This is a genomic window from Collinsella sp. AF05-9, assembly GCF_003465595.1.
Classification (GTDB): domain Bacteria; phylum Actinomycetota; class Coriobacteriia; order Coriobacteriales; family Coriobacteriaceae; genus Collinsella.
Genome location: NZ_QSBB01000011.1, coordinates 37,525 through 59,454 on the forward strand (window position 1 = coordinate 37,525; position 21,930 = coordinate 59,454).

14 protein-coding genes are annotated in these 21,930 nt (G+C 61.8%); 11 read left to right on the forward strand and 3 right to left on the reverse strand.

From position 1 onward, the window contains the following. Nucleotides 1-90: 90 nt before the first annotated feature. The 3 genes from DWV43_RS05020 to DWV43_RS05030 form a co-directional block, all read right to left on the reverse strand. Nucleotides 91-2,430: a cation-translocating P-type ATPase gene (locus DWV43_RS05020; RefSeq protein WP_117817219.1), complete on the reverse strand. Its 2,340-nt coding sequence runs from the start codon at nt 2,428-2,430 to the stop codon at nt 91-93. Between the two features lie 491 nt (nt 2,431-2,921). Continuing rightward, complete coding sequence (locus DWV43_RS05025; protein ID WP_117817220.1) at nt 2,922-5,006, reverse strand: DUF6273 domain-containing protein; 2,085 nt, start codon at nt 5,004-5,006, stop codon at nt 2,922-2,924. Between the two features lie 171 nt (nt 5,007-5,177). Continuing rightward, on the reverse strand, nt 5,178-6,140 hold the full coding sequence (locus DWV43_RS05030; RefSeq protein ID WP_117817221.1) for an FHA domain-containing protein: 963 nt from the start codon (nt 6,138-6,140) through the stop codon (nt 5,178-5,180). Nucleotides 6,141-6,647: 507 nt separating this feature from the next. Between DWV43_RS05030 and DWV43_RS05035 the strand changes: the two genes are divergently transcribed. The 11 genes from DWV43_RS05035 (at nt 6,648) to DWV43_RS05085 (ending at nt 21,878) form a co-directional block, all read left to right on the forward strand. Beyond that, the gene (locus DWV43_RS05035; RefSeq protein WP_199569361.1) at nt 6,648-8,897 is read left to right on the forward strand and encodes a DEAD/DEAH box helicase; all 2,250 of its coding nucleotides are present in this window, start codon (nt 6,648-6,650) and stop codon (nt 8,895-8,897) included. Nucleotides 8,898-9,516: 619 nt separating this feature from the next. Next, the gene (locus DWV43_RS05040) at nt 9,517-10,278 is read left to right on the forward strand and encodes a 4Fe-4S dicluster domain-containing protein (RefSeq protein ID WP_117817222.1); all 762 of its coding nucleotides are present in this window, start codon (nt 9,517-9,519) and stop codon (nt 10,276-10,278) included. A 343-nt stretch (nt 10,279-10,621) separates the two neighbouring features. Continuing rightward, nucleotides 10,622-11,134, forward strand: coding sequence for a PTS glucose transporter subunit IIA (locus tag DWV43_RS05045; protein WP_158549283.1), 513 nt, complete (start codon nt 10,622-10,624; stop codon nt 11,132-11,134). Between the two features lie 18 nt (nt 11,135-11,152). After that, a complete protein-coding gene (locus DWV43_RS05050) occupies nt 11,153-12,007 on the forward strand; it encodes a PRD domain-containing protein (protein ID WP_233539202.1) in 855 nt (284 codons plus the stop codon). A 99-nt stretch (nt 12,008-12,106) separates the two neighbouring features. After that, a complete protein-coding gene (locus DWV43_RS05055) occupies nt 12,107-13,723 on the forward strand; it encodes a PTS transporter subunit EIIC (RefSeq protein WP_117817223.1) in 1,617 nt (538 codons plus the stop codon). 3 nt (nt 13,724-13,726) lie between these two features. Continuing rightward, nucleotides 13,727-15,109, forward strand: a complete 1,383-nt coding sequence (locus DWV43_RS05060; protein WP_117634836.1) for a 6-phospho-alpha-glucosidase — start codon at nt 13,727-13,729, stop codon at nt 15,107-15,109. 256 nt (nt 15,110-15,365) lie between these two features. Then, complete coding sequence (locus DWV43_RS05065) at nt 15,366-17,198, forward strand: NAD(P)-binding protein (protein ID WP_117817224.1); 1,833 nt, start codon at nt 15,366-15,368, stop codon at nt 17,196-17,198. Nucleotides 17,199-17,248: 50 nt separating this feature from the next. Beyond that, nucleotides 17,249-19,003, forward strand: a complete 1,755-nt coding sequence (locus DWV43_RS05070) for a [FeFe] hydrogenase, group A (RefSeq protein ID WP_117817229.1) — start codon at nt 17,249-17,251, stop codon at nt 19,001-19,003. A 2-nt stretch (nt 19,004-19,005) separates the two neighbouring features. Continuing rightward, nucleotides 19,006-20,061 (forward strand): ABC transporter substrate-binding protein, encoded by a 1,056-nt coding sequence (locus DWV43_RS05075; protein WP_117817225.1) that lies wholly within the window; start codon nt 19,006-19,008, stop codon nt 20,059-20,061. 3 nt (nt 20,062-20,064) lie between these two features. After that, nucleotides 20,065-21,441 (forward strand): ATP-binding cassette domain-containing protein, encoded by a 1,377-nt coding sequence (locus DWV43_RS05080; protein WP_117817226.1) that lies wholly within the window; start codon nt 20,065-20,067, stop codon nt 21,439-21,441. 215 nt (nt 21,442-21,656) lie between these two features. Next, nucleotides 21,657-21,878, forward strand: a complete 222-nt coding sequence (locus tag DWV43_RS05085) for a hypothetical protein (protein WP_117757910.1) — start codon at nt 21,657-21,659, stop codon at nt 21,876-21,878. Nucleotides 21,879-21,930: the final 52 nt, after the last annotated feature.

The following is a 21,930-nucleotide window of genomic DNA, read 5'->3' on the forward strand; positions in this document are numbered from 1 at the left end:
GTCGCTCGCGTACCAAAGTACGCGTCGCTCCTCTTTCAGGTCAATCTCGGGCACCTGGAAAACCCGTTCTAAATGGACTTAATGGTGAGCCTATTTTGCCACTTTAGGCTTAAAGGTTCGTAGGCGCAGCGCATTGCTTACGACGCACACGCTCGACAGGCTCATGGCCGCGGCGCCAAACATCGGCGAGAGCTGCCACCCGGTGAGCGGGAAGAACACGCCCGCCGCCAGCGGAATGCCGATGCCGTTGTAGAACAGCGCCCAGAACAGGTCCTGCTTGATGTTGCGAATCGTGGCGCGCGAAAGCTCGATGGCCCGCGCAACATCCATGAGGTCGCTGCGCATGAGCACCACATCTGCCCCTTCTTTGGCGATGTCGGCGCCGGTGCCAATCGCAAGGCCCACGTCGGCGCGCGCCAAGGCGGGGGAGTCGTTGATGCCGTCGCCCACCATGGCGACCTTGCCGCCCGCGTCCTGCAGCTCGCGCACATGGCGCTCCTTGTCGGCGGGGAGGACGTTGGCGATGACCTGTTCGCTGCTCAGCCCCACGCGGCGGGCGATTGCTTCGGCTGTCACGCGGTTGTCGCCGGTGAGCATGCGCACGCCGACGCCAAGCGAGCGCAGTGCGGCGATGGCCTCGGCGCTCGTCTCTTTGACCTCGTCAGCCACGGCGATGGTACCGACAAGCTCGCTGTTCTTGGCAAAGAACAGCGGCGTCTTGCCTTCGGCGGCAAATTGCTCGACAAGACCCGCGGGCACGGTAACGCCCAGCTCGTTCATCAGGCGTACGTTGCCGGCGGCAATGGCGTTTTGCCCCTCGCGCGCCGTAACGCCTCGTCCAGGCACGGCGGCAAAGTCCTCGACCGTGCGCGCCACGATTCCGCGCGCCTCGCACTCGGCCATAATCGCCTCGGCCAGCGGGTGCTCGCTCGAGCGCTCCAACGCGGCGGCCAGCTTGAGCAGCGACTTTTCGCTCATGGCGGGCGATCCGTCAGCGCGCGTGGCTACTACGATATCGGTCACGGCAGGCTTGCCGCGGGTGACCGTGCCCGTCTTGTCGAGCACTACGGTGCCCACACTGCGCAGATTCTCCAGCGCCTCGGCACTCTTGAACAGAATGCCCATCTCGGCGCCCTTGCCGGTACCCACCATAATGGCGACGGGCGTGGCCAGACCCAGTGCGCACGGGCAGCTGATCACCAGCACAGCGACGGCGGAGGTAAGCGCTTCGTTGATGCTTCTGGTCAGCACCATCCACGCCACAAAAGTTACGGCAGAGATTACAAACACCACGGGCACGAACACGCCGGCGACCTTGTCGGCCATGCGGGCGATGGGCGCCTTGGTGGCGTTGGCGTCCTCGACGAGCTGGATAATCTTGGCGAGCGACGTATCGGCGCCCACACGCGTGGCGCGGAAGGTAAACGAGCCCGTGCGGTTGACCGTGGCCGCGTTGACAGTGTCACCGGCGGTCTTCTCCACGGGGATGGACTCGCCGGTCAGTGCACTCTCGTCCACGGCCGAGCTGCCCTCGAGCACCACGCCGTCGACGGGGATGGACTCGCCGGGGCGCACACGCAGCACCTGGCCGGGCAGAATGGCATCGACGTCGACGGTGGCCTCGGTACCGTCCTCGGCAACGACGGTCGCGGTCTTGGGTGCCAGGTCAATGAGCGCCTCGATAGCGCCGCCGGTCTTGGACTTGCTGCGCGTCTCGAGGTATTTGCCCACGGTGACGAGCGACAGGATCGTGCCCGCACTCTCAAAATACAGGTTGTCCATGCCCGTCATCATGGCCTCGTGGACCTGACCCGCGGCTAGCTGGTCGGCCATGATGAACATGGCGTAGAGCGACCAGGCAATGGACGCGGTGGCGCCGACGGCGATGAGGGCGTCCATGGTGGGCGCGCCGTGCGCGAGTGATTTACACCCGTTGATAAAGTACGCGTCGTTGACGTAGACGATGGGGATGAGCAGGACGAGCTCGGTGAGCGCGAGCGTCATGCTGTGGGTGTGATCGGTGAAGACGCCGGGCAGTGGCCAACCGAGCATGTGTCCCATGCCTATGTAAAACAGCGGGATGAGGAAGATGATCGAGATGATGAGGCGGGTGCGCATGGCGGAGGCGGCGGCCTCCAACTTTTTGGTCGGCGACTCCATATGGGCGGCGCCGGACCTGGCTTGCGCACTTCCGCTTTGGACAGCGTCGGTGCCCGTGCTGATGGGCGAGGCCGAGTAGCCCGCGCGGTCGACAGCGGTGCAGATGTCGTCGGGGGAGACCTGCGCAGGGTCGTAGTCCACCAGCATAGAGCCGGCGAGCAGATTGACCGCGACGCTTTGGACGCCGTCGAGCTTGCTCACGGCACGGTCCACGTGCGCCTGGCAGGCGGCGCACGTCATGCCGCCCACATCGAATTTATCTTGAGCCATGGCTTCTCCTTTCTGTGGTTCGGTATTGGAATTGTTAACCTGTCGATACTATACACCCATACCCCCTGGGGGTGTCTAGTAGTAGTTGGAATGTATGATTTTTCATTACAGATGAGGGTGGCTGCTCAATCGGTGGCCGTCTCTGCCAAACGTCTCGATCTGTAACAACTAGACCCCGTTTTACCGAGTATTTGTTACAGATCAAGACAAACAGTTGGCAGAAAACTCAATGTCTCAATCTGTAACATCTAGCAGCAAATATGACCTCTAACTGTTACAGATCGAGACAGACCGCCCGCGGCCAACTCAAATGTCTTGATCTGTAACATCAAGAGAGGTTTTTGACCCCTTACTGTTACAGATTGAGATGTTGTCTCGCGGGGCTGGGGTTTGTCTCGTTCTGTAACATCTAGACCTGTATCTGCCGAGCTAATGTTACAGATCGAGACAATTGCCGGGGAGGGGTCCCGTCACGGCAAGACGCCCGCCGCCTAGATGCAGAATCCGGGAATCACGCAGGTCCGTTTATCGGGCTTGCTTGCAGACGTGGCGTAATTAAAGACATCGCCGTCGTCGCCCACGCGGTTCATATAGAGCGTGCCCTCGTTCTCCGACGTGTCGGGGCTCGCCGTACGCTCCCACCAACAGACATCCTTGCCCTTCCACTGGCGAATCATCATGCTGTTCGTGGTAAAGGGGCTCACCTTAAGCTCGCGGAACAGCTGGTATTCCTTGCCCTCGCCGTTGTAGATGCCGGATAGGTAATGGCAGTCCTCGCTAAAGTCCTTGGGCGCCTGTCCGCCGCAGAGCTCGACCATGGCGGGCAGCCAAAGGGTCGCGGGCAGCTCGCTCAGGCACGAAGTGCTTTTGGTGGCGCCGACGTTGTTCGAGATCTTCTTGACCGGACTGATAACCGATTGCAGTTCCTTGGGAAGCAGCTTAATGCCGTCCTCATCGAGCCATGTGCGCAGCTCGCAGTCTTCCCAGCCACCGTTGAGCGGGTGCTCTGAGGCATCGCGCTCGGCAATACCTGCGTCAAAGATAAATGACAGACCGGCCTTGCCGTTGGTATCCGCCAGGTCGTCGTGAAGAATGCCCACGAGTTGCGCCCCGACCTCCAGCCCGTTGGTGAGCGTAACGCGCTTGGTGCTCGGGTAGGGAATACGGCCGTCGTCGTCGAGCAGATGATAACGCTTGGCGATCTTGCGAGCTTCGACGTTGCTCTTCGCCGCCTTAATCTTGAGCGAAATCTCCTGCAGCTGATCCCAGGTGTAGTCGTCAAGCGAACCGCGGATGCCGTCCAGGTAGTCGGGGATGCCAAAGCCATGGGTTGCCGCCCCGATAACGCCGAGCCCCGCAACGGCTGCAACGACGCCGCCGATGACAAAGCGGCGGCGGGTCATGGCATCGTGACGGGCCTGCTCCAGGATCTCTCGTGCGCGCTCGCCGGCGACGTCGACCTTAAGGTGCGTGCCAGAATCGATATCAATTGCGGCCTCGTCTCCTGCGCCCTCGCGGTCCTCAGATTCTGCAGCGGTGAGGTATGCCGAGAGCACCTCGAGCATCTGCTGCTCGGTGGGACGATCGCACTGCTCGACTGAGATGCCTTTCATGATGATCTGGACGAGCGCTTCGTCGTCATTGCATCGCGGCTCGAGCGGTACCGGCTTGGTCTTGGTCTTTATGAGGTAGAACGAGCCGGTCGCCGCGGCACCCGTCGACTCGACATCGAACGGTTTGCGACCGCTGTAGAGCTGGTACAGAATGCTCGAAAGCGCATAGACGTCGATCGCGGGCGAGCGGCGAAGGGCCGCGATGCCTTCGATATCCTGCGTGAGCATTTCGGGCGCGGCGTATGCGGGCGTGGCAAAGCGCCAGATGTCGGCGCGCCGGGTGATCGTGTCGTCGCCGAGGGCCATGGTCGCGGAGCCCATGTCGATGAGGCAGGGGTCAAAGGAGCAATCGGCAATCTGCTGCTCGAGCGTTCGGCTGGTGGTGCGGAACATGATATTGGCAGGCGACAGGTCGCGATGGACGACCGGATTCACAAGGCCTTGGGTCATCAAGAGCGCGCGAAGCACGGCGTTTCCGACGGCGGCGACCATCTGGGTGGTCAGCCCGCCCGAGGCGTCGTGCGGAAGCAAGGGCAGCGCCTGTTTGAGCGAGGTGCCCTCGACCCACTCCATGAGGATAAGCGGGTCGTCCTCGCACGATCCGTAGCCATAGACGCGCGGAAATCCGCGCAGGTGCGAGACGGTACACAGATGACGGTACTCCTCGAACAGTGCGGCGGTGTTGGCCAGGTGCGCGGCCGATTGCTCGGCGGAGCGGTCGGGGGCTTGGCCGGAAAGGATGGCGTTGTCCTTGAGTAGCTTGACGGCAAAAACCTCGCCGCTTGTGTTGGTCGCGCGAAGCACATGTCCGATATTGCCGCTGTCGCGGTATGCCGTCTGAAGAATAAGCGTCATAAACCGGCGTTTGGCGTCGTCCTCGGCACTGGGGTCGACTGCCACGGCGGTATCGAACGTATCGAGACGGATGAGTTTGTCGCCATAGGCGCTATCGGTAGTATCCATGGCGTTCCTTTGTCTGGCATGGGTTGCCGCGCGTATACGTGGGCAGTGCGGATATCGGTAAAGTACTATGATAGCCGCACTGCCCACGTATACCGCTGGGTATTGTCGTTTACGACGTAGAAGGCAGTAGACGAAAGACGGGCGGTGACCGTCTTTCGATCACCGCCCGCGCTAGTCCACAATAACGAGAAACGTTGTATGGAGACCCAAGTGAAGCCTGTCGCTGTTTTCGATTTCCACCGGGGGATAGATCTTGCCGGGTTCGCGTTGGTCGCGCGGCGGCTCAATCACAATATCGCCGTCGCCCGCGCCCGATTCGAGCACTGTGCCGTTGGTCGATCCAAGGCCCTGGGCGTACCAGCGTCCACCTTCGAGCCAAATGCGGAGATGCTCGCGCGATGCATCGGTGCCTACATCGGTGATGCTGGGCGAGGTTTTGGGCAAGGACCCAATTACCGTGCCGCGCGGATCGCGTGTGAGGGGATGGATTTGCATGTCGGCGCAGTTGTCGGCATGGGTTCTGAGCAGACCGAGGTTGGGGGCGACAGTGCGCGGCTGCTCCAGGCTGCTCATAAAGCCACGTCCGACGGTAGTTTCGGTGGTGCCAAAGTGCCCGCCTGTCTTGCTGTCGCAAAAGCGCTCGACGGTGGCCACGCCTTGGATGGGGTCAGCGAGCGCCCCCGTTGCCACAAAGAGCATAAGGTAAAGCGTACTCTTCTCGCGCACGGCATTGCCGTCAAAGTTGTCGATGCGATTGAGGGCATTTGCATATAGGCGGCTGTCCAACTTGTAGCTGGCGAGAGCCGACATCATTTCGTTGGCGGCCGGGCCGCGATAGTGCTCGGCGATTGCCTGATAGGCGGACTCGCCGCTGCCGAGCTTGCTGCAGATTGCCGCGGAAAGATTGAGCGTGGTGATGGCAAAGTCGCTGTAGATGGCGGGCGCGCACTGGTCAGGCTCGCGATGGACGATGTAACGGGTGAGATACGAGCGGTTGGAAGAGCATTTCTCGAGCAGGGTACTGCCGAGATAAGAGTTTCCATTGATGAGCATTCGGGCGATCTCGAGATGTTTAAGACCGCCGAACGAGCGAATATCGTTATAGAGGACCGAGCAAGGCGTCTCTGCTGCCACGGATACCTCCTTTGATTGCTTCCTAGCCAATATGGCGATAGGAATTAATGGCCCCCGGTGGGCGACGTATTAAATGGCTGCGCAATATATAGCGTAACCAAAGCAACATTATAGGCCACATGTTCGAAATTGCAGGAAGACTGAGAGATTTGGTTTGGACTGGACGGAAATCCCCCTCTGTCTTGTTCTGTAACATTTAGGGCCGGTTTTGCTTCGCAGCCGTTACAGATTGAGACAATCAGCCGGGCCCGCCGCGTCCGCCTCGTCATCTGTGGTTTACGTGGGGGCATGCGAAGCACGGGTATACTAACCCGCGGCGAATCTGCTCCATCGCTTAGTGCTGCTGCGTCTGGACGGCGCGTGATAGGGCTGCCAAAGCGATCGCCAGCGTGCTGAGCAACGTCCTCTCTGTGCGCACCCGTTTTTGTATGTATTAGCGCACTACCAAGCACGCCCGCGCAGCCGCATGCCGTGCCCATTGCGCGTGCAGATAAGGAACAACAACATATGCGTAATTCTGTATCCGACGTCACCGACGCCGAGATTCTGGACGAGACCCGCGAGGCCATGACCCAGGCTGCCTTCGATGCTGCCGATGAGGCCAATGCTGCCCAGGCCGTCGAGTCCGCTACCGAGAGCCTGCCCGCCTTTGACGAGCTGGGCCTTTCCGACGAGATGCTTCGTGCTATCGAGAACCTGGGCTACACGGCGCCGACGCCCGTGCAGGCCGGTTCGATTCCTGTGGTGCTCGAAGGCCGCGACCTGCTTGCCGCCGCTCAGACCGGCACCGGCAAGACGGCCGCCTTTTTGCTGCCGACCATGAACAACCTGGAGCACATCGCTCCGCCCAAGCCTGTGCGCGAGCGCAGCGGCCGCAACCGTCGTCGCGGTGCTAAAAAGCCCGAGGGCAACGGCCGCGGCCCCGTGATGCTCGTCATCACCCCTACGCGCGAGCTTGCCCAGCAGATCGACGAGGTCGCGAGCAAAATCGCCGACGTCACCGGCCATGTTGCCGTGACCGTCGTGGGCGGCGTGAGCTACAAGCCCCAGACCGCTGCCCTCAAGTACGGTTGCGACATCCTGGTCGCAACGCCGGGCCGTCTGGTCGATCTGATCGAGCAGGGTGCCTGCCACCTGGGCGAGGTCAAAGTGCTGGTACTCGACGAGGCCGACCGCATGCTCGACATGGGCTTTTTGCCCGCCGTCCGCCGCATTGTGCGCGAGACGCCGGCCGAGCGCCAGACGCTGCTGTTCTCGGCGACGCTCGACGAGGAGGCCGTGGGCGAGATCACCGACCTGGTGAGCGACCCGGCTCGCGTGGAGATCGCGCCCGCCACGTCGACCGCCGACACCGTCGACCAGTTTGTGTTCCCGGTGTCCATAGAGGCCAAGAACAACCTGCTGCCCGAGTTCCTCAAGAAGGAGGGTCCGGAGCGCACTATCGTCTTTATGCGCACCAAGCACCGCGCCGACAGCTGCTGCCGTCGTCTGGAGCGTAAGGGCATCAAGGCCGCCGCGATTCACGGCAACCGCAGCCAGGCCCAGCGCGAGCGTGCCCTTTCGGCCTTCCGCGACGGCACCGTCGACGTGCTGGTGGCAACCGACGTGCTCGCCCGCGGCATCGACATTAGCGACGTGCGCTACGTTGTGAATTTTGACGTGCCGGCCGAGCCGACTGACTATATCCACCGCATTGGCCGTACGGGCCGCGCCGGCGAGCTGGGCTGGGCCATCACGTTTGTGACCGAGCAGGACGTGGACGAGTTCTACGAGATCGAGAAGCTCATGGACAAGACCGCCGACATCTACGAGGCCGGCGACCTGCACGTGGGTCCCAACCCGCCCGCGGTTGATCCCGAGCGCGACCCTGCGGCCTTTAAGGCGAAGAAGAAGACCAAGCGCGGCAAGTCCAAGAGCAAGAAGAAGCTTGAGCAGGCGCGTCGCGACGGCAAGCGCAACGGCGACGATTACGGCGATGTTGCCGGTCGTTCCAACCGCGGTCGCGACGAGCGCCGCGGCGACGGCGAGCGTCCGAGCCGTCCCAAGCGCGGCGGCAAGACCCGCGTGCGCGAGGGCGTTCAGGCTCGCGTAGACGAGGCTGTTGAGAGCGTGGCCCGCGAGGTAGCTGCCGAGGAGCGCGGCGGTGCCGCTGCCGTCGAGCAGGCCCCGCGCGGTAACCGTGCCGAGCGTCGTGCCAAGCAGTTCCAGGGCGAGGCGCATCGCCGCCGTCGCGAGGATGGGGATCGCGGTGGCCGTCGTCGTGTCGAGCGCGAGGACGAGGACCGCGGTTCGCGCGGTGGCAAGCGCGGTGCGGGCGACCACCGTCGTTCCGGTCGTGATGACGAGCGCGGTGGCCGTGACGAGCGCCGCGGCGGCGAGGGCCGTGGTGAGCGTAGCACCCGCGGCGGCGAGTCCCGTGGCGGCAAGCGCTTTGAAGAGCGCGGTAGCCGCGGCGGCGAGCGTCGCGAGGGTGCTCGCGGCAATGGCGGCCGCGGCGGCGCTGGTCGTTCTAACGAGTCGCGCGATCGTCGTGACCCGCGTGCCAGCCGCGATCGTCGCGATGACTGGCGCAACTACGACGATACCCGCGAGGAGCGTCGTGGCGGCTATCGTGGCGGGCGTGGCGGCAACCAGACCGGCTCCCGTGGCGGCCGTGCCGGCGGTCGCGATAACCGTGGCAGCTATGGCAACAGCCGTGGTGGCAAGCGCGGCGGCAGCTCCCGTCGCCCCGGTGACGGCGGCGGCAAGCGCAAGTAAGATGCGCATCGCGCGCTAGCGTGAGACAAGCTAAGGGCCCGAGCAAACAACGCTCGGGCCCTTTTGTTTGCCGTGTCCATCGCTAATTCAAACGTGATTTTCTCGGGAATGCATCTGGGGGATGCTGAGGACCTATTTTCCGCCATGCAGCAATGGGTCCTATGGGGTGCGCCGTGCATTTTTTGGAGTATTCTGCAGTTCGAGTTGTCTGCATATGATTCGACGTCGCCAACGGTGGCCTTCGGATATCCCTAGCGAGCGTTCCGAGTCAGATTTCGCCGTTTTCCGGAGCAGGGGCGCGTCATTCTCGCCATGTCGGGACTTAGAACGATACGGCGCCCTACAGTTTTGCCCACCCGCGGCGGTGCTGGCGCGGTCACGTTGCAGAATACTCCGTTTTTTGCACGGGCCAGGATGGGGTACCTCAGGAGAACGCGGCGATATCCCGTAAATATATACAATCTGTACCGTAATTTATACAAAACGAAGAGGCAGACAGCGCAGGGTGGGCGCATTGGGGTGTTTGGTGCACCAAAACGGGGATCCCACGCGCCGTATACTCTGTCTGAATGTGAAAACGGCTTGACGCGTTGCCAGGCGTAGGGGGGAGGGTGCCTCGATGAGCGTATTCGAAATTGTGTTTAGTCCGACGGGCGGAACGCGGAAGGTGTCTGGCCTTGTGGCCGGGGCGCTGGACAAAAAGACCGTTACCGTCGATCTGACCGATAGCGGGCTAGATTTCAGCGCTGTCTCGATGACTGAGGACGACGTGGCTGTTATCTCCGTGCCAGCGTATGCCGGCAGAGTCCCTGCCGTGGCGGTCGACCGACTGAACATGGTTCACGGCAACGGAGCGCGGGCCGTTCTGGTGTGCGTCTACGGAAACCGCGCGTTTGAGGACACGCTCGTAGAGCTGGAGGACGTTGCGAAGCATGCGGGATTCCAGGTAATCGCGGCAGTTGCAGCCATTGCAGAACATTCCATTGCGCGACAGTTTGCTGCCGGTCGTCCGGATGCGCAGGATGCGGCGCAGCTCGCAGAGTTTGCGCAGCAAATTCAGCAAAAGCTGTTGGCTGAGGATGCATCCGAGCCCTCTATTCCCGGCAATCGTCCTTATAAACAAGCCAGAGGTCACCGCATGGCACCCGAGGCAACAGAGGATTGCGTCTCCTGCGGTGCATGCGCCGCGGCGTGCCCCGTTTGTGCTATCGACAAGGGTGACCCCAAACGAGCAGCTGGCGAGGCGTGCATCTCCTGCATGCGCTGCATTGCCGTATGCCCGCGAGGCGCTCGTAAGCTTGATCCCAACAAGCTATCCGCTGTTTCCCAGATGCTGAGCAAGGTTTGCGTCGTGCGGAAGGAATGCGAGCTCTTTGTCTAGCGCATACGAAATTGGTGCAATGGGGCCAGGTTAATCTGCACCAACCTGGTGCAAACAAACCTGTCCCCAATGCACCAGAGTGAGGAGTGTCCCCGAGTGCCGGCAGAAAAGGAACGTCCCCAAGTGCTGCCTAAATACCGTTTATCGAAGAAAAAATACCGCTCACCGGTCATAATGACTATTCTGGCTTTGGGCTTGTCTACAATAGCTCCCGTAAAAAGAAATGCGGAAGGTTACCGAGTCCCTCGGACGTGGGCCTAACCAAAGTCTTTGAACGGATGTGTCTCTATGGACGCATTCGCTTGATTTTGGTTGGGCTATATTTATGAAGGGACATGCCACCATGGGTTTCTTTTCTCGCCTGATGGGCGGTTCGGATGAGCAGAAGACTGCAACTTCCGAGTTCGAAATCCTCGCTCCTGTTTCCGGCGAGCTTGTTCATCTAGAAAATACCAATGACCCCGCTTTTAGCAGCCGTGCCGTGGGCGATGGCGTTGCCGTGGTTCCCCAAGAGGGAACGGTGTGCGCTCCTGTTTCCGGTACCGTCGCGGCGCTGTTCCCGACCGAGCATGCACTGGGCATCATGTCCGACGACAGCTCTGCTCAGGTGATGCTGCATATCGGAATCGACACTGTTAAACTTGAGGGCAAGGGCTTCCATGCGCTTGTTGCCCAGGGTGACCATGTCGACGCGGGCCAGCCCCTCGTTGAGGTCGATTTCGACGCGGTCCGCGCCGCCGGCTTCGATCCCACGGTCTTCGTTATCGTGTGCGAGCGTTCGGAGAACTCGACTCTTCGTGAGCACGCTTCCGGCCCTGTTGCTGTTAAAGAGCCTGTCGTCTGGCTTTCCGAGTAAATTCTTGTGGTGGGTACCGTGGTTATCAAGCGAGTTTTCAACAATAACGTCGCAATGGTCACTTCGGACGATGGCTCCGAGCTCATTGTCATCGGTCGAGGCCTCTGCTTTGGCCGTCATGCCGGCGACGCTGTCGATGAAGCATCGGTCGAAAAGACCTATGCACTGCAGGAGGGCACTTCTCAGGATTCGCGTACGATCGACCGCTTGGCACATCTTTTGGAGTCCATTCCCACCGTCAACCTCGTGATTGCCGAGGACATCGTTCAGATGCTTCGTCGAGAGCTCAATGTTGATATCAACGACAAGATTCTCATTGCTCTCGCAGACCATATCAGCCTTGCTTTGGAGCGCGAGCGCAAGGGCGTCCCCTGCGAGAATCCGTTGCTGCTCGAGATCCAGCAGTTCTATCGCAAGGAGTATGCGCTTGCGGGCCGTGCGCTGCAGATTGTCAAGGAGTATATGGGCATCCAGATGAGCGAAGAAGAGCAGGGTTTTATTACGCTGCATATCGTCAACGCCACCATGCCGCAACGCTCCGACCGTCTCATCATCTCGGTCCAGCTTGTTCGCGACGTGCTCACGATTGTTTCCGAGCGCTATGCTACGACCCTCGATGACACCTCGCTGCCCTATGAGCGTTTCGTCCGCCACCTGCAGTTTTTCGCACAGCGGGCGCTTGACCCCGCGGCCGGGCAAATCAATGGCGACGCGCTGTTCCGAATCGATGAAACTAAGTATCCGTGCGCATTCTCGTGCGCGGACGCCATAGCCGCCCACTTGTCGTCTACCTATAACGTTGTCGTTACCGATGCCGAGAAGAGTTATCTCGCGTACCACATTGTTAACCTGCTTGGAGAACCTGGTCTCTAGGCATAACGTGCCCACACATCGATTGATATAAGGCAAGGCTCACGGTCTTGTCCAGGGCACATCTGTCTTAATTTGCGGAAAAGGAAGGGGAGTACCGCTATGACCGCAAAAAAGAAGTTCAATTTCAAAGCGCCGTTGGAGGTGTTCGCGAAGTCAATCGTTCAGCCGATGATGTATCTCTCGGTTGCCGGCATTCTGCTCATCGTGGGCATTATTCTGACCAACAAGACCATCTGCGCCGTGATCCCTGTGCTGGGCTCCGGTCCGTTCCAGCTTGTGGGCGCCGTTGTCTATCAGTCGCTGATGTTTATCATCAACAACCTCTCGATTCTGTTCTGCGTGGGCATCGCCGGCGCCATGGCAAAGAAGAACAAGGGCCATGCTTCGCTGATTGCCTTGATGTCGTTCTTCCTGTTCCTGCAGGCTAACAACATCGTGCTCAACGCCACCGGCTCTCTTGCCGAAGCGAGCGGCATGCTCGGTCTTACCGGAACCGGCCAGAGCACCGTTATGGGCATTCAGGTGCTCGATACCGGCGTGTTTGGCGGCATCATTCTTGGTTGCATCACCGGTGCCGTGTTCAACAAGTACTCGAACAAGCAGTTCCCCATTGCCCTTTCGATGTTCTCGGGCGTTCGCTTCCCGTTCCTGATCATGATCATCATCTCCTGGATCATGGGCGCTGGCTTCTGCATCGTTTGGCCTCCGGTTCAGGGTGCCATCTCCTCCGTTGCCGGCATCATTAAGGAGTCGGGCAACATCGGTCTGTTCATCTACGGCATGCTCAACAAGCTGCTCGTTCCCACCGGTCTGCACCACCTCATCTACACCCCGTTCCAGTTCTCCGATGTGGGCGGCACCCTGACGCTGGGCGATCAGGTTATCGCCGGCGCCTATCCCATCCGTGTCGCCGAGATGGCAATGACGGGCCAGCCCTTCTCCGATAGCACGTATTTCAACAGCTACACCTTCAACAACCTGTGGCCCTACATCGGTATCGGTCTCGCCTTTATCTTCACCGCTTACAAGGGGAACAAGGATAAGACCAAGGCCGTTATCATCCCGCTGATCATCACCGCCGTGCTCTCCTGCGTCACCGAGCCCATGGACTTCCTCTTTGTCTTCGCCGCTCCCGTGCTCTTTGTCGTTCACTCGGTTCTTTCCGGTATCTTCCTGGTCCTGCTCAAGGTCCTCTCCGTGCCCGCTTCGACTGCAGGCGGCATCATCAACATCGTGGTTTCCAACCTGGTCCTCGGTGTCGACAAGACCAACTGGCCGGTTATGCTGGTGCTTGGAGTCGTCAACGCCGCTCTGTACTTCTTCCTCTTCACCTTCCTTATTAAGAAGCTCAACCTCCACACGCCTGGTCGCGAGGAGGAGTCCGAGCTCGCCGAGTCCGTTGCCGAGGGCGAGGCCGCCGCGTCTGTCGCGGTGAAGCAGGGCGCTGTTGCCGCAGCTCCCGCAGAGGGCGTCGATGCAGGTATTGCCGACCTGGTCGCAGGTCTTGGCGGCAAGGACAACATCGAGGAGCTCGAGAACTGCTTTACGCGTCTTCGCGTGAACGTTAAGAACCCGGACCTCATCGATGAGAACCTCATCAACCACGTGCCCAACAGCGGCATCAACCGCAACGGCAACAATATCCAGATCATCTTTGGCATGAAGGTCGCCGAGATGCGCGACAAGGTCGAAAACGCAATTGAGAAGGAGCAGTAAACAATGATCATTACTCTGTGTGGTGGCGGATCCACCTTTACCCCTGGCATCGTCAAGTCCATCGCTCTGCGCAAGGACGAACTCGACGTTGACGAGATTCGTCTGTACGACATCAACGAGGAGCGCCAGCGCAAGATCGGCGTGCTCGTGGACTGGATTCTGCACGAGGACCTCGGCCTGGACATCAAGCTCACGGTGACCACCGACAAGGAGACGGCTTTTACCGACGCGAGCTTCGTGTTTGCCCAGATGCGCGTGGGCGGCTACGCCATGCGCGAGCAGGACGAGAAGATTCCGCTGCGCCATGGCTGCGTGGGCCAGGAGACCTGCGGTTGCGGCGGCCTTGCCTACGGCATGCGCACCATCTTCCCCATGGTCGAGCTGATCGATGACGTCGAGAAGTACGCCAAGAAGGACTACTGGATTCTCAACTACTCCAACCCTGCTGCCATCGTCTCCGAGGGCTGCCGTGTGCTGCGTCCCAACGCTCGCATCATCAACATCTGCGACATGCCGATCGCGATCATCGACGTGGTTTGCGCCGCACTCGATATCGACAAGAAGGATGTCGAGTACGATTACTTTGGCCTCAACCACTTTGGCTGGTTCACCTCGATTCGCCACAAGGGCGAGGAGGTGCTCCCGCAGCTGCGCGAGTACATCAAGGAGCACGAGATTCTGCTGCCCGATTCGTACCTCAAGGGCATGGGCTCGCTGATGTCCAAGAAGCCCGAGGAGGCCACTGACGAGCACCCCGAGCAGAACCGCCACACCAAGGGCAGCTGGTACTACGTCTGGAAGGGCGAGTACGAGATCATGGAGTGCTTCCCGGAGTACCTGCCTAACACGTATCTGAACTACTACCTGCAGCAGAAGGAGTTCGTCGAGCATTCCAACCCCGAGCGCACCCGAGCTAACGAGGTTGAGGAGACGCGCGAGAAGAACCTCTTCGACGGCATCGACCACTACGAGAAGACGGGCGAGATCGACGAGAGCACGTTCTACGCGGGCAGCCACGGCGACTGGATTGCCGATCTGGCTATCGCTCTGAAGAACGACACCAAGCAGCGCTTCCTGGTCATTTGCGAGAACAAGGGCGCTATCCCCAACATGCCCTACGACGCTATGGTCGAGCTGCCTGCCTACATTGGCAAGAATGGCCCCGAGGTCATCAGCCGCGACAACATCCCGCTGTTCCAGCAGGGTCTCATGATGCAGCAGCTGAACTCCGAGAAGCTCGTGGTCGAGGCTACGATCGAGGGTTCGTACGAGAAGGCACTCAAGGCCTTTACGCTGAACAAGACCGTGCCGTCGATGAAGGTCGCCAAGGAAGTTCTCGACGACATGATCGAGGCCAACAAGGACTTCTGGCCCGAGCTTAAGTAAAAGCAACAGGGTCGCTGACCGCATACCTGGAGCAATGCCCCGTCCACGTGATTGCGTGGGCGGGGCATTGTCATTTGGTAACGCGTTTTATCAAATATGGCATTTATCTGCGGTAAAGGTGTTTAGCACCGCTGAGGGCCGCGTTTTATACCGCCTGCCGAACCGCGTGGAGACCTAACAACTTTTTAGGTCAGTGTGTTGCATGTAGCAACTTCGCCCGGCCTCGCCTCCGGGCTGCCATGTGAGAGGGGATCTTATGGCTCGACTGCATGTAATGGAACGCAGCCACGCCCAGGCCGTCATGGACGACCTGCACGATGCACTCGGACGCCGCTTGGCGGTGAGCTCGCTCGCCCCGTGTCCCGTTGAGTTTACGGCAGCGCTCGTCAACCTGTGTTCCACTCAGAGCTGCGGCAAGTGCACACCCTGCCGCGTGGGCCTGAGCGCGCTGAGCGATCTGCTCGCCGATGTGCTCGAGGGCCGCGCCGACGAGTCCACGCTCAACTTGATTGAGCGCACCGCCCGCACCATCTACCTTTCGAGCGACTGCGCCATCGGCTACGAGGCCGGCGCCATGGCGCTTACCGCCATTCGCGGCTTTCGCGACGACTTTGAGCACCACATTCGCGAGCACTCCTGCGGCTTTGACCGCGAGGCACGCGTTCCGTGCGTATCGGGCTGCCCGGCGCACGTCGACATTCCCGGGTACATCTCGCTGGTCGAGGCCGGCCGTTATGCCGACGCCGTCAAAGTCATCCGCAAAAACAACCCGCTGCCGCTCGTCTGCGGCCTGGTATGCGAGCACCCCTGTGAGATGCACTGCCGTCGCGGCATGGTCGACGACCCCATGAACATCCTCGCTCTCAAGCGTTTTGCCGTTGAGCACAGCGACCTCAACGACCACAAGCCCCATGTAGTGGACAACACCGGCAAGCGCGTCGCCGTGATCGGCGGCGGCCCGGCCGGCCTTTCCTGTGCCTACTACCTGGCCGTGATGGGCCATAAGGTGACCATCTTTGAGCAGCGCCACCACCTGGGCGGCATGCTGCGCTACGGCATTCCCAGCTACCGTCTGCCGCGCGAGCGCCTGCAGGCCGAGATCGACTGGATCTTGAGCGCCGGCATCAACGTGGAACTCGACCACTCCGTCAACGGCGAGGAGCTTGCCCGCCTGCGCGACGAGTTCGATGCCGTCTACCTGGCCATTGGCGCCCACAGCGATAAGAAGCTCGGCCTTCCGGGCGAAGAGGCGCTCGGCGTGGAGTCGGCCGTCAAGATGCTGCGCGCCATTGGCGATGATGAGCTGCCCGATCTGAGTGGCCAGCGCGTATGCGTCATCGGTGGCGGCAACGTCGCCATGGACGTTGCCCGCTCTGCCGTGCGCTGCGGTGCCGAAAAGGTGAGCATCGTCTACCGCCGTCGCATCTGCGACATGACGGCCCAGGACGCCGAGATCGCCGGCGCCCAGGCCGAGGGCTGCGAGGTGCTGGAGCTGACGGCCCCGCTCGCCATCGAGACCGGCGAGGACGGTCGCGTGTGCGGCCTGCGCGTGCAGCCACAGATTATCGGCGAGCCCCGCCGCGGTCGCCCGGCCCCGCGTGCCGCCGCCACGCCCGAACGCATCATCCCCTGCGAGCGCGTGTTTGTGGCCATTGGCCAGGACATCGATTCCAAGCCGTTTGAGGAGATGGGCATTGCCTGCAAGTGGGGCTGCGTCGTCACCGATTCGGACGGCGCCGTGCCCAACTTCGATGGTCTCTTTAGCGGCGGCGACTGCCAGACCGGCCCCGCCACCGTTATCCGCGCTATCAACGCCGGCCGCGTGGCCTCGGCAAACATCGACCGCTACCTGGGCTTTGATCACAAGATCAAACTCGAGGTCGAACTGCCGACCGTCCAGTTTAAGGGTAAGCACGAGTGCGGCCGCTGCGAGCTGGGCGAGCGCGAGGCGGGCGAGCGTATTCACGATTGGAATCTGGTCGAGCAGGGTCTTACCGAACAGGAGGCATGCCAGGAGGCGAGCCGCTGCCTGCGCTGCGACCACTTTGGCTTTGGTGCGTTCCGCGGAGGGAGGAACTTGGAATGGTAGAGCCCAACAAAACCACTGTCAGCGACAACACCGAAAACGGAGCGCACAACATGGTCAAGCTCACTATCGATAACTGCGAGGTCGTGGTGCCCGAGCACACCACGATCCTGGACGCAGCCAAGTCCGTCGGCATCCAGATTCCCACCCTGTGCTATCTGCGCGATCTAAACGAGATCGGCGGCTGCCGCGTGTGCGTGGTCGAGGTTGAGGGCTGCGACCAGCTGGTTGCCGCCTGCAACAACTACGTGCTCGACGGCATGGTGGTCCACACCAACAGCCCCAAGGCGCGCGAGGCCCGTCGCACCAACGTGCAGCTGCTGCTGTCGCAGCACGATGCGCAGTGCGCGAGCTGCGTGCGCAGCGGTAACTGCAACCTGCAGGCCATCGCCAACGACCTGGGCATTTTCTATCTGCCCTACCAGAAGCATCTGGCGGGTGAGGGCTGGGACTTCGACTTTCCCATCATCCGCGACAACGACAAGTGCATTAAATGCATGCGCTGCATCAAGGTGTGCGAGAGCGTCCAGGGCTTGGGGATTTGGGACCTGACCAACCGCGCCACGCACACCGCCGTGGGCACCCGCGGGCGCGCGCCGATCGGCAAGACCGACTGCGTCGCATGCGGCCAGTGCATCACGCATTGCCCCACGGGCGCGCTGCGCGAGCGCGATGACACCGAGGCCGTGTTCGACGCTCTCGCTGATCCCGACAAGATCGTGCTGGTGCAGATCGCGCCAGCCGTGCGTAGCGCTTGGGGCGAGGAGCTCGGCATTTCACGCGAGGAGGCTACCGTCGAGCGTCTGGCCTGCGCGCTGCGCCGCGTGGGCTTTGAGTACGTGTTCGACACCGACTTCTCGGCTGATCTCACCATTATGGAGGAGGGCTCCGAGCTGCTCGAGCGCCTGGGTAAGGCCGCCAAGGGCGAGGGCGACAGCCGCGGCTGGCCCATGTTCACGAGCTGCTGCCCGGGCTGGGTACGCTTTGTAAAGGCACGCTATCCGGAGTTTGTCGATAGCCTGTCCACGTCCAAGTCGCCGCAGCAGATGTTCGGCGCCATCGCCAAGACCTACTACGCCAAGGTGCTGGGCGTGGAGCCCGAGCGCCTGTTTGTGGTGTCCGTGATGCCGTGCACGGCCAAGAAGGCCGAGTGCGCGCTGCCGAGCATGGTGGGCGAGGACGGCACGCCCGACGTTGACGTTGCGCTGACGGTGCGCGAGATGGTGCGCATGATCCGCGCGAACCACGTGAGCGTGGATACGCTGGTTGAGGAGCCGCTCGATACGCCGCTGGGCTTTGGCACGGGCGCGGGTGTGATCTTTGGCGCCACGGGCGGCGTGATGGAGGCCGCCGTGCGCTCGGCATATTACCTGGTGACGGGCAAGAATCCCGATGCCGACTTCTTTACCGAGATGCGTGGGCTCGACGGTTGGAAGGAAGCCATGGCCGATATCGATGGCACCAAGGTGCGCGTCGCCGTGGCGCACGGGCTGGGCAACGCCGCCCGCCTGCTCGATGCGATTCGCGACGGCCGTGCGAGCTATGACTTCGTCGAGGTCATGGCGTGTCCGGGCGGCTGCGTCGGTGGCGGTGGCCAGCCCATCCATGACGGCTGCGAGCTGGCGGCAGAGCGTGGTCAGGTTCTTTGGGGCCTCGATGCGGCAGCGGACATTCGCTTCTCGCACGAGAATCCCGATGTTCAGGCATGCTATCGCGAGTTCTTGGGCGCGCCGCTCTCGCCGCTGGCCGAGGAGTTGCTGCACACTGACCACCACGCCTGGACGATGCCTAACGAAGGGATGTGCTAACGATGCGCGCGTTTGATTTTGAGATGTCGCGCCGGGGGTTTGCCTCGGCGCTCGCCGTGGGCGCCCTGTCGCTTGTGCTCGCGGGCTGTGGCGGCGGGGCTGCCGGTGCCGGGTCCGCCGCGGGCTCGGCTGCCGCGGACGGCGCCGGTGCTGCTGCAGAGTCGGTCGAGGTGCACGTCGCCTCGCTCAAGGGACCGACCTCGATTGGCCTGGTGCAGTTTATGGACCAGGCCGCAAACGGCGAGACGGACAACGAGTTCGACTTTGCGATCAACACTGCCGCCGACGAGATTGTGCCCAAGGTCATTCAGGGTGATGTCGACATTGCCCTGGTGCCGGCCAACGTGGCGAGCGTGCTCTACAACAAGACCGAGGGCGCGGTGCAGGTCATCGACATCAACACGCTGGGCGTGCTGAACGTTGTGACGGGCGACGCGAGTGTGGCCTCGTTTGGCGATCTGGCGGGCCATACCGTCTACATGACGGGCAAGGGCACCACGCCGGAGTACGTCATGAACTACCTGCTGGAGCGCGCGGGCCTGACCGGCCAGGTGGCGCTTGAGTTTAAGAGCGAACCCACCGAGGTGCTGTCGGCCCTGCTTGCCGACCCGTCCGCCGTGGGCGTGCTGCCGGAGCCATTCAAGACCGCTGCCATCGCCAAGAGCGAGGGCAAGCTGTCGGCACCGGTGAGCCTGACCGATGTGTGGGACGAGCTCGCGGGTGACACGGGCTCCCGTTTGCTGACGGGCGTGACCGTGGTGCGCCGTGCCTTTGCCGAGGAGCATCCCGAGGCCGTTGCGGAGTTCTTGAGCTGCCATGCGGCGAGCGTTAAGGCTGTCAATGCGGCGCCGGCAGACTGGGCACAGGCCGTGGTCGATGCCGGCATCGTGGACAACGCCAAGATCGCCGAGAAGGCGATTCCCGGGTGCATGCTTGTCTGCCAGACGGGCAAGGATATGAAGGCGGCACTTAGCGGGTATCTTCAGGTGCTGTCCGACGCGGACGCGAGTGCCGTGGGTGGTAAACTTCCGGCTGACGATTTCTACTACATGGAGTAGCCCGTGCGTGCGTTTGCTCGACACATGACTGAGCGTGCGAAGGCGGTGGCGGCAGTGGGTGCCGTCGCCGCCTTTTGGCTTGCCGTGTGGATCTTTGCGGCGTCGCTGGTGGCGCAGCCGCTGATCTTGCCGGGGCCGGGTGCTGTTGCCTTGGCGCTTCTGCGCCTGGTGTGCGATGGCGGTACCTGGGCGATTTTGGCGGGCTCGGGCGCGCGGATACTGGGCGGGCTGGCGCTTGCCGCGGTGTGTGTTGGTGTGCTTGCCGGGATTTCGTCACGTTCGCGGGCGTTTGCGCACCTGGTGGCTCCGGCGCTGTCGTTTATAAAGGCGACACCGGTCGCCTGCGTGGTGGTCCTGTTGCTAATCTGGCTGGGGTCGGCGCGCGTGAGCATCGCGGCAGTCTTTTTGATGGCGCTGCCGGGCGTGTATTTTTCGCTGGCCGAGGGCTTGGCACAGGTGAATAAACCGCTGGAGCAGATGTTCCGTCTGCATGGCGTGCGCGGCTGGCGACTGTTTTGCGCCCATACCTGGCGCGAAGTCCTGCCGTTTGTGCTTTCGTGTGCGCGTGCCGTGATTGGCATGAGCTGGAAGGCCGGCGTGGCAGCCGAGCTCATCGGCATGGCGGTGGGCACCGTGGGTGAGCGCATCTATCAGGCGAAGCTTTTGATCGAGACGGCTGATCTGCTGGCGTGGACCGTGCTGGTCGTTGCCGCCTCGTGGGCGTGTGAGCGCGTGCTGGTGTGGCTGCTGCGGGTTTCGGGACCCGTGGCGTGGCGCGTGGCCGTGCGTGCGCATGGGCGCGGCGCTCGCGGGCGTGCGAGGGCTGCGGGCGATGGCGCTGCAGCGGAGCTTGCGCTTGCCGTGGGCGATCGCGCGCCCTGGGCGCCGGCGCTCGACGGACTGGTGCTCAACGTGCCCGCGGGTGGGCGTATCTGTGTGATGGGCGCCTCGGGCATGGGCAAGTCGACGCTGCTTTCGTTGGCAGCGGGGGAGTGTGCGCCGTGCTCGATGGTGTTTCAGGACGCGCGCTTGGTCGAGTCCGCCTCGGCGCTGGATAACGTGCTGGTGTGCGCCGATGCGCGTGCGGATGCCTCGAGTGCCACAGCCCTGCTGCGCCTGCTAGTGCCGGGGATCGATGTACATGCTCGTGTGGCCGAGCTCTCGGGCGGGCAGCGCCGTCGCGTCGAGATCGCCCGAGCCCTGCTGTGCCCGGGCGGCGCGGTGATTCTGGACGAGCCCTTTACCGGCCTGGATGTCGCGGCGCGCGATGTGTGCGCCGAGGTCGTGCTCGATCTGCTCGACGGTCGCACGCTCCTACTCGCCACACACGACGCCTCCGACGCTCAGGCCCTCGATATCTCGGACATCATCACGCTCTAAATACTAACTCAGCAACAAAATGATCCGTTTTCCTCCGTCCCCATGGGGTCGGGTGTGGTATTCTATCTGCGGGGTAATACTTAAGAATACTAAGTAATACCAACGCCGCAGAAACAAACTCCGGATGCGGGCCAATCGGGTTGCCTTCACAGCCCGTCGCCCAGCCGCGTGGCCCGCATCTATCCGCACCACCGTCGTTTCAAAAAGGAAGCGCCATGGCAGAACACATGACCCCGGTTGTCGCGAAGGTCTTGCCCGAGGAAAAGGCGGCCTTCGCGGCGGCAACCCAGCTCGTGGGCACCACGCCGTCCAACGCCATTCGCATGTTCATCGCCGCGTTCAATCGCTGCGGCACCTTCCCGTTCGACATCTCGCCCAACGGGGCCTTTGGCAAAGACTGTCCCCAACAACTAGTCGTTGAAGAACGTCCCCAATGACTAGTCGTTGGGTGTTCCTATAGTTTTGTCAACCTTCGACGCTACTCCCGGT

Coding starts and splice junctions, on each gene's coding strand:
- DWV43_RS05020 (WP_117817219.1), bottom strand. CDS start 2,430: ATGGCTCAAGATAAATTCGATGTGGGCGGCATGACGTGCGCCGCCTGC.
- DWV43_RS05025 (WP_117817220.1), bottom strand. CDS start 5,006: ATGGATACTACCGATAGCGCCTATGGCGACAAACTCATCCGTCTCGAT.
- DWV43_RS05035 (WP_199569361.1), top strand. CDS start 6,648: ATGCGTAATTCTGTATCCGACGTCACCGACGCCGAGATTCTGGACGAG.
- DWV43_RS05040 (WP_117817222.1), top strand. CDS start 9,517: ATGAGCGTATTCGAAATTGTGTTTAGTCCGACGGGCGGAACGCGGAAG.
- DWV43_RS05045 (WP_158549283.1), top strand. CDS start 10,622: ATGGGTTTCTTTTCTCGCCTGATGGGCGGTTCGGATGAGCAGAAGACT.
- DWV43_RS05055 (WP_117817223.1), top strand. CDS start 12,107: ATGACCGCAAAAAAGAAGTTCAATTTCAAAGCGCCGTTGGAGGTGTTC.
- DWV43_RS05060 (WP_117634836.1), top strand. CDS start 13,727: ATGATCATTACTCTGTGTGGTGGCGGATCCACCTTTACCCCTGGCATC.
- DWV43_RS05065 (WP_117817224.1), top strand. CDS start 15,366: ATGGCTCGACTGCATGTAATGGAACGCAGCCACGCCCAGGCCGTCATG.
- DWV43_RS05070 (WP_117817229.1), top strand. CDS start 17,249: ATGGTCAAGCTCACTATCGATAACTGCGAGGTCGTGGTGCCCGAGCAC.
- DWV43_RS05075 (WP_117817225.1), top strand. CDS start 19,006: ATGCGCGCGTTTGATTTTGAGATGTCGCGCCGGGGGTTTGCCTCGGCG.
- DWV43_RS05085 (WP_117757910.1), top strand. CDS start 21,657: ATGGCAGAACACATGACCCCGGTTGTCGCGAAGGTCTTGCCCGAGGAA.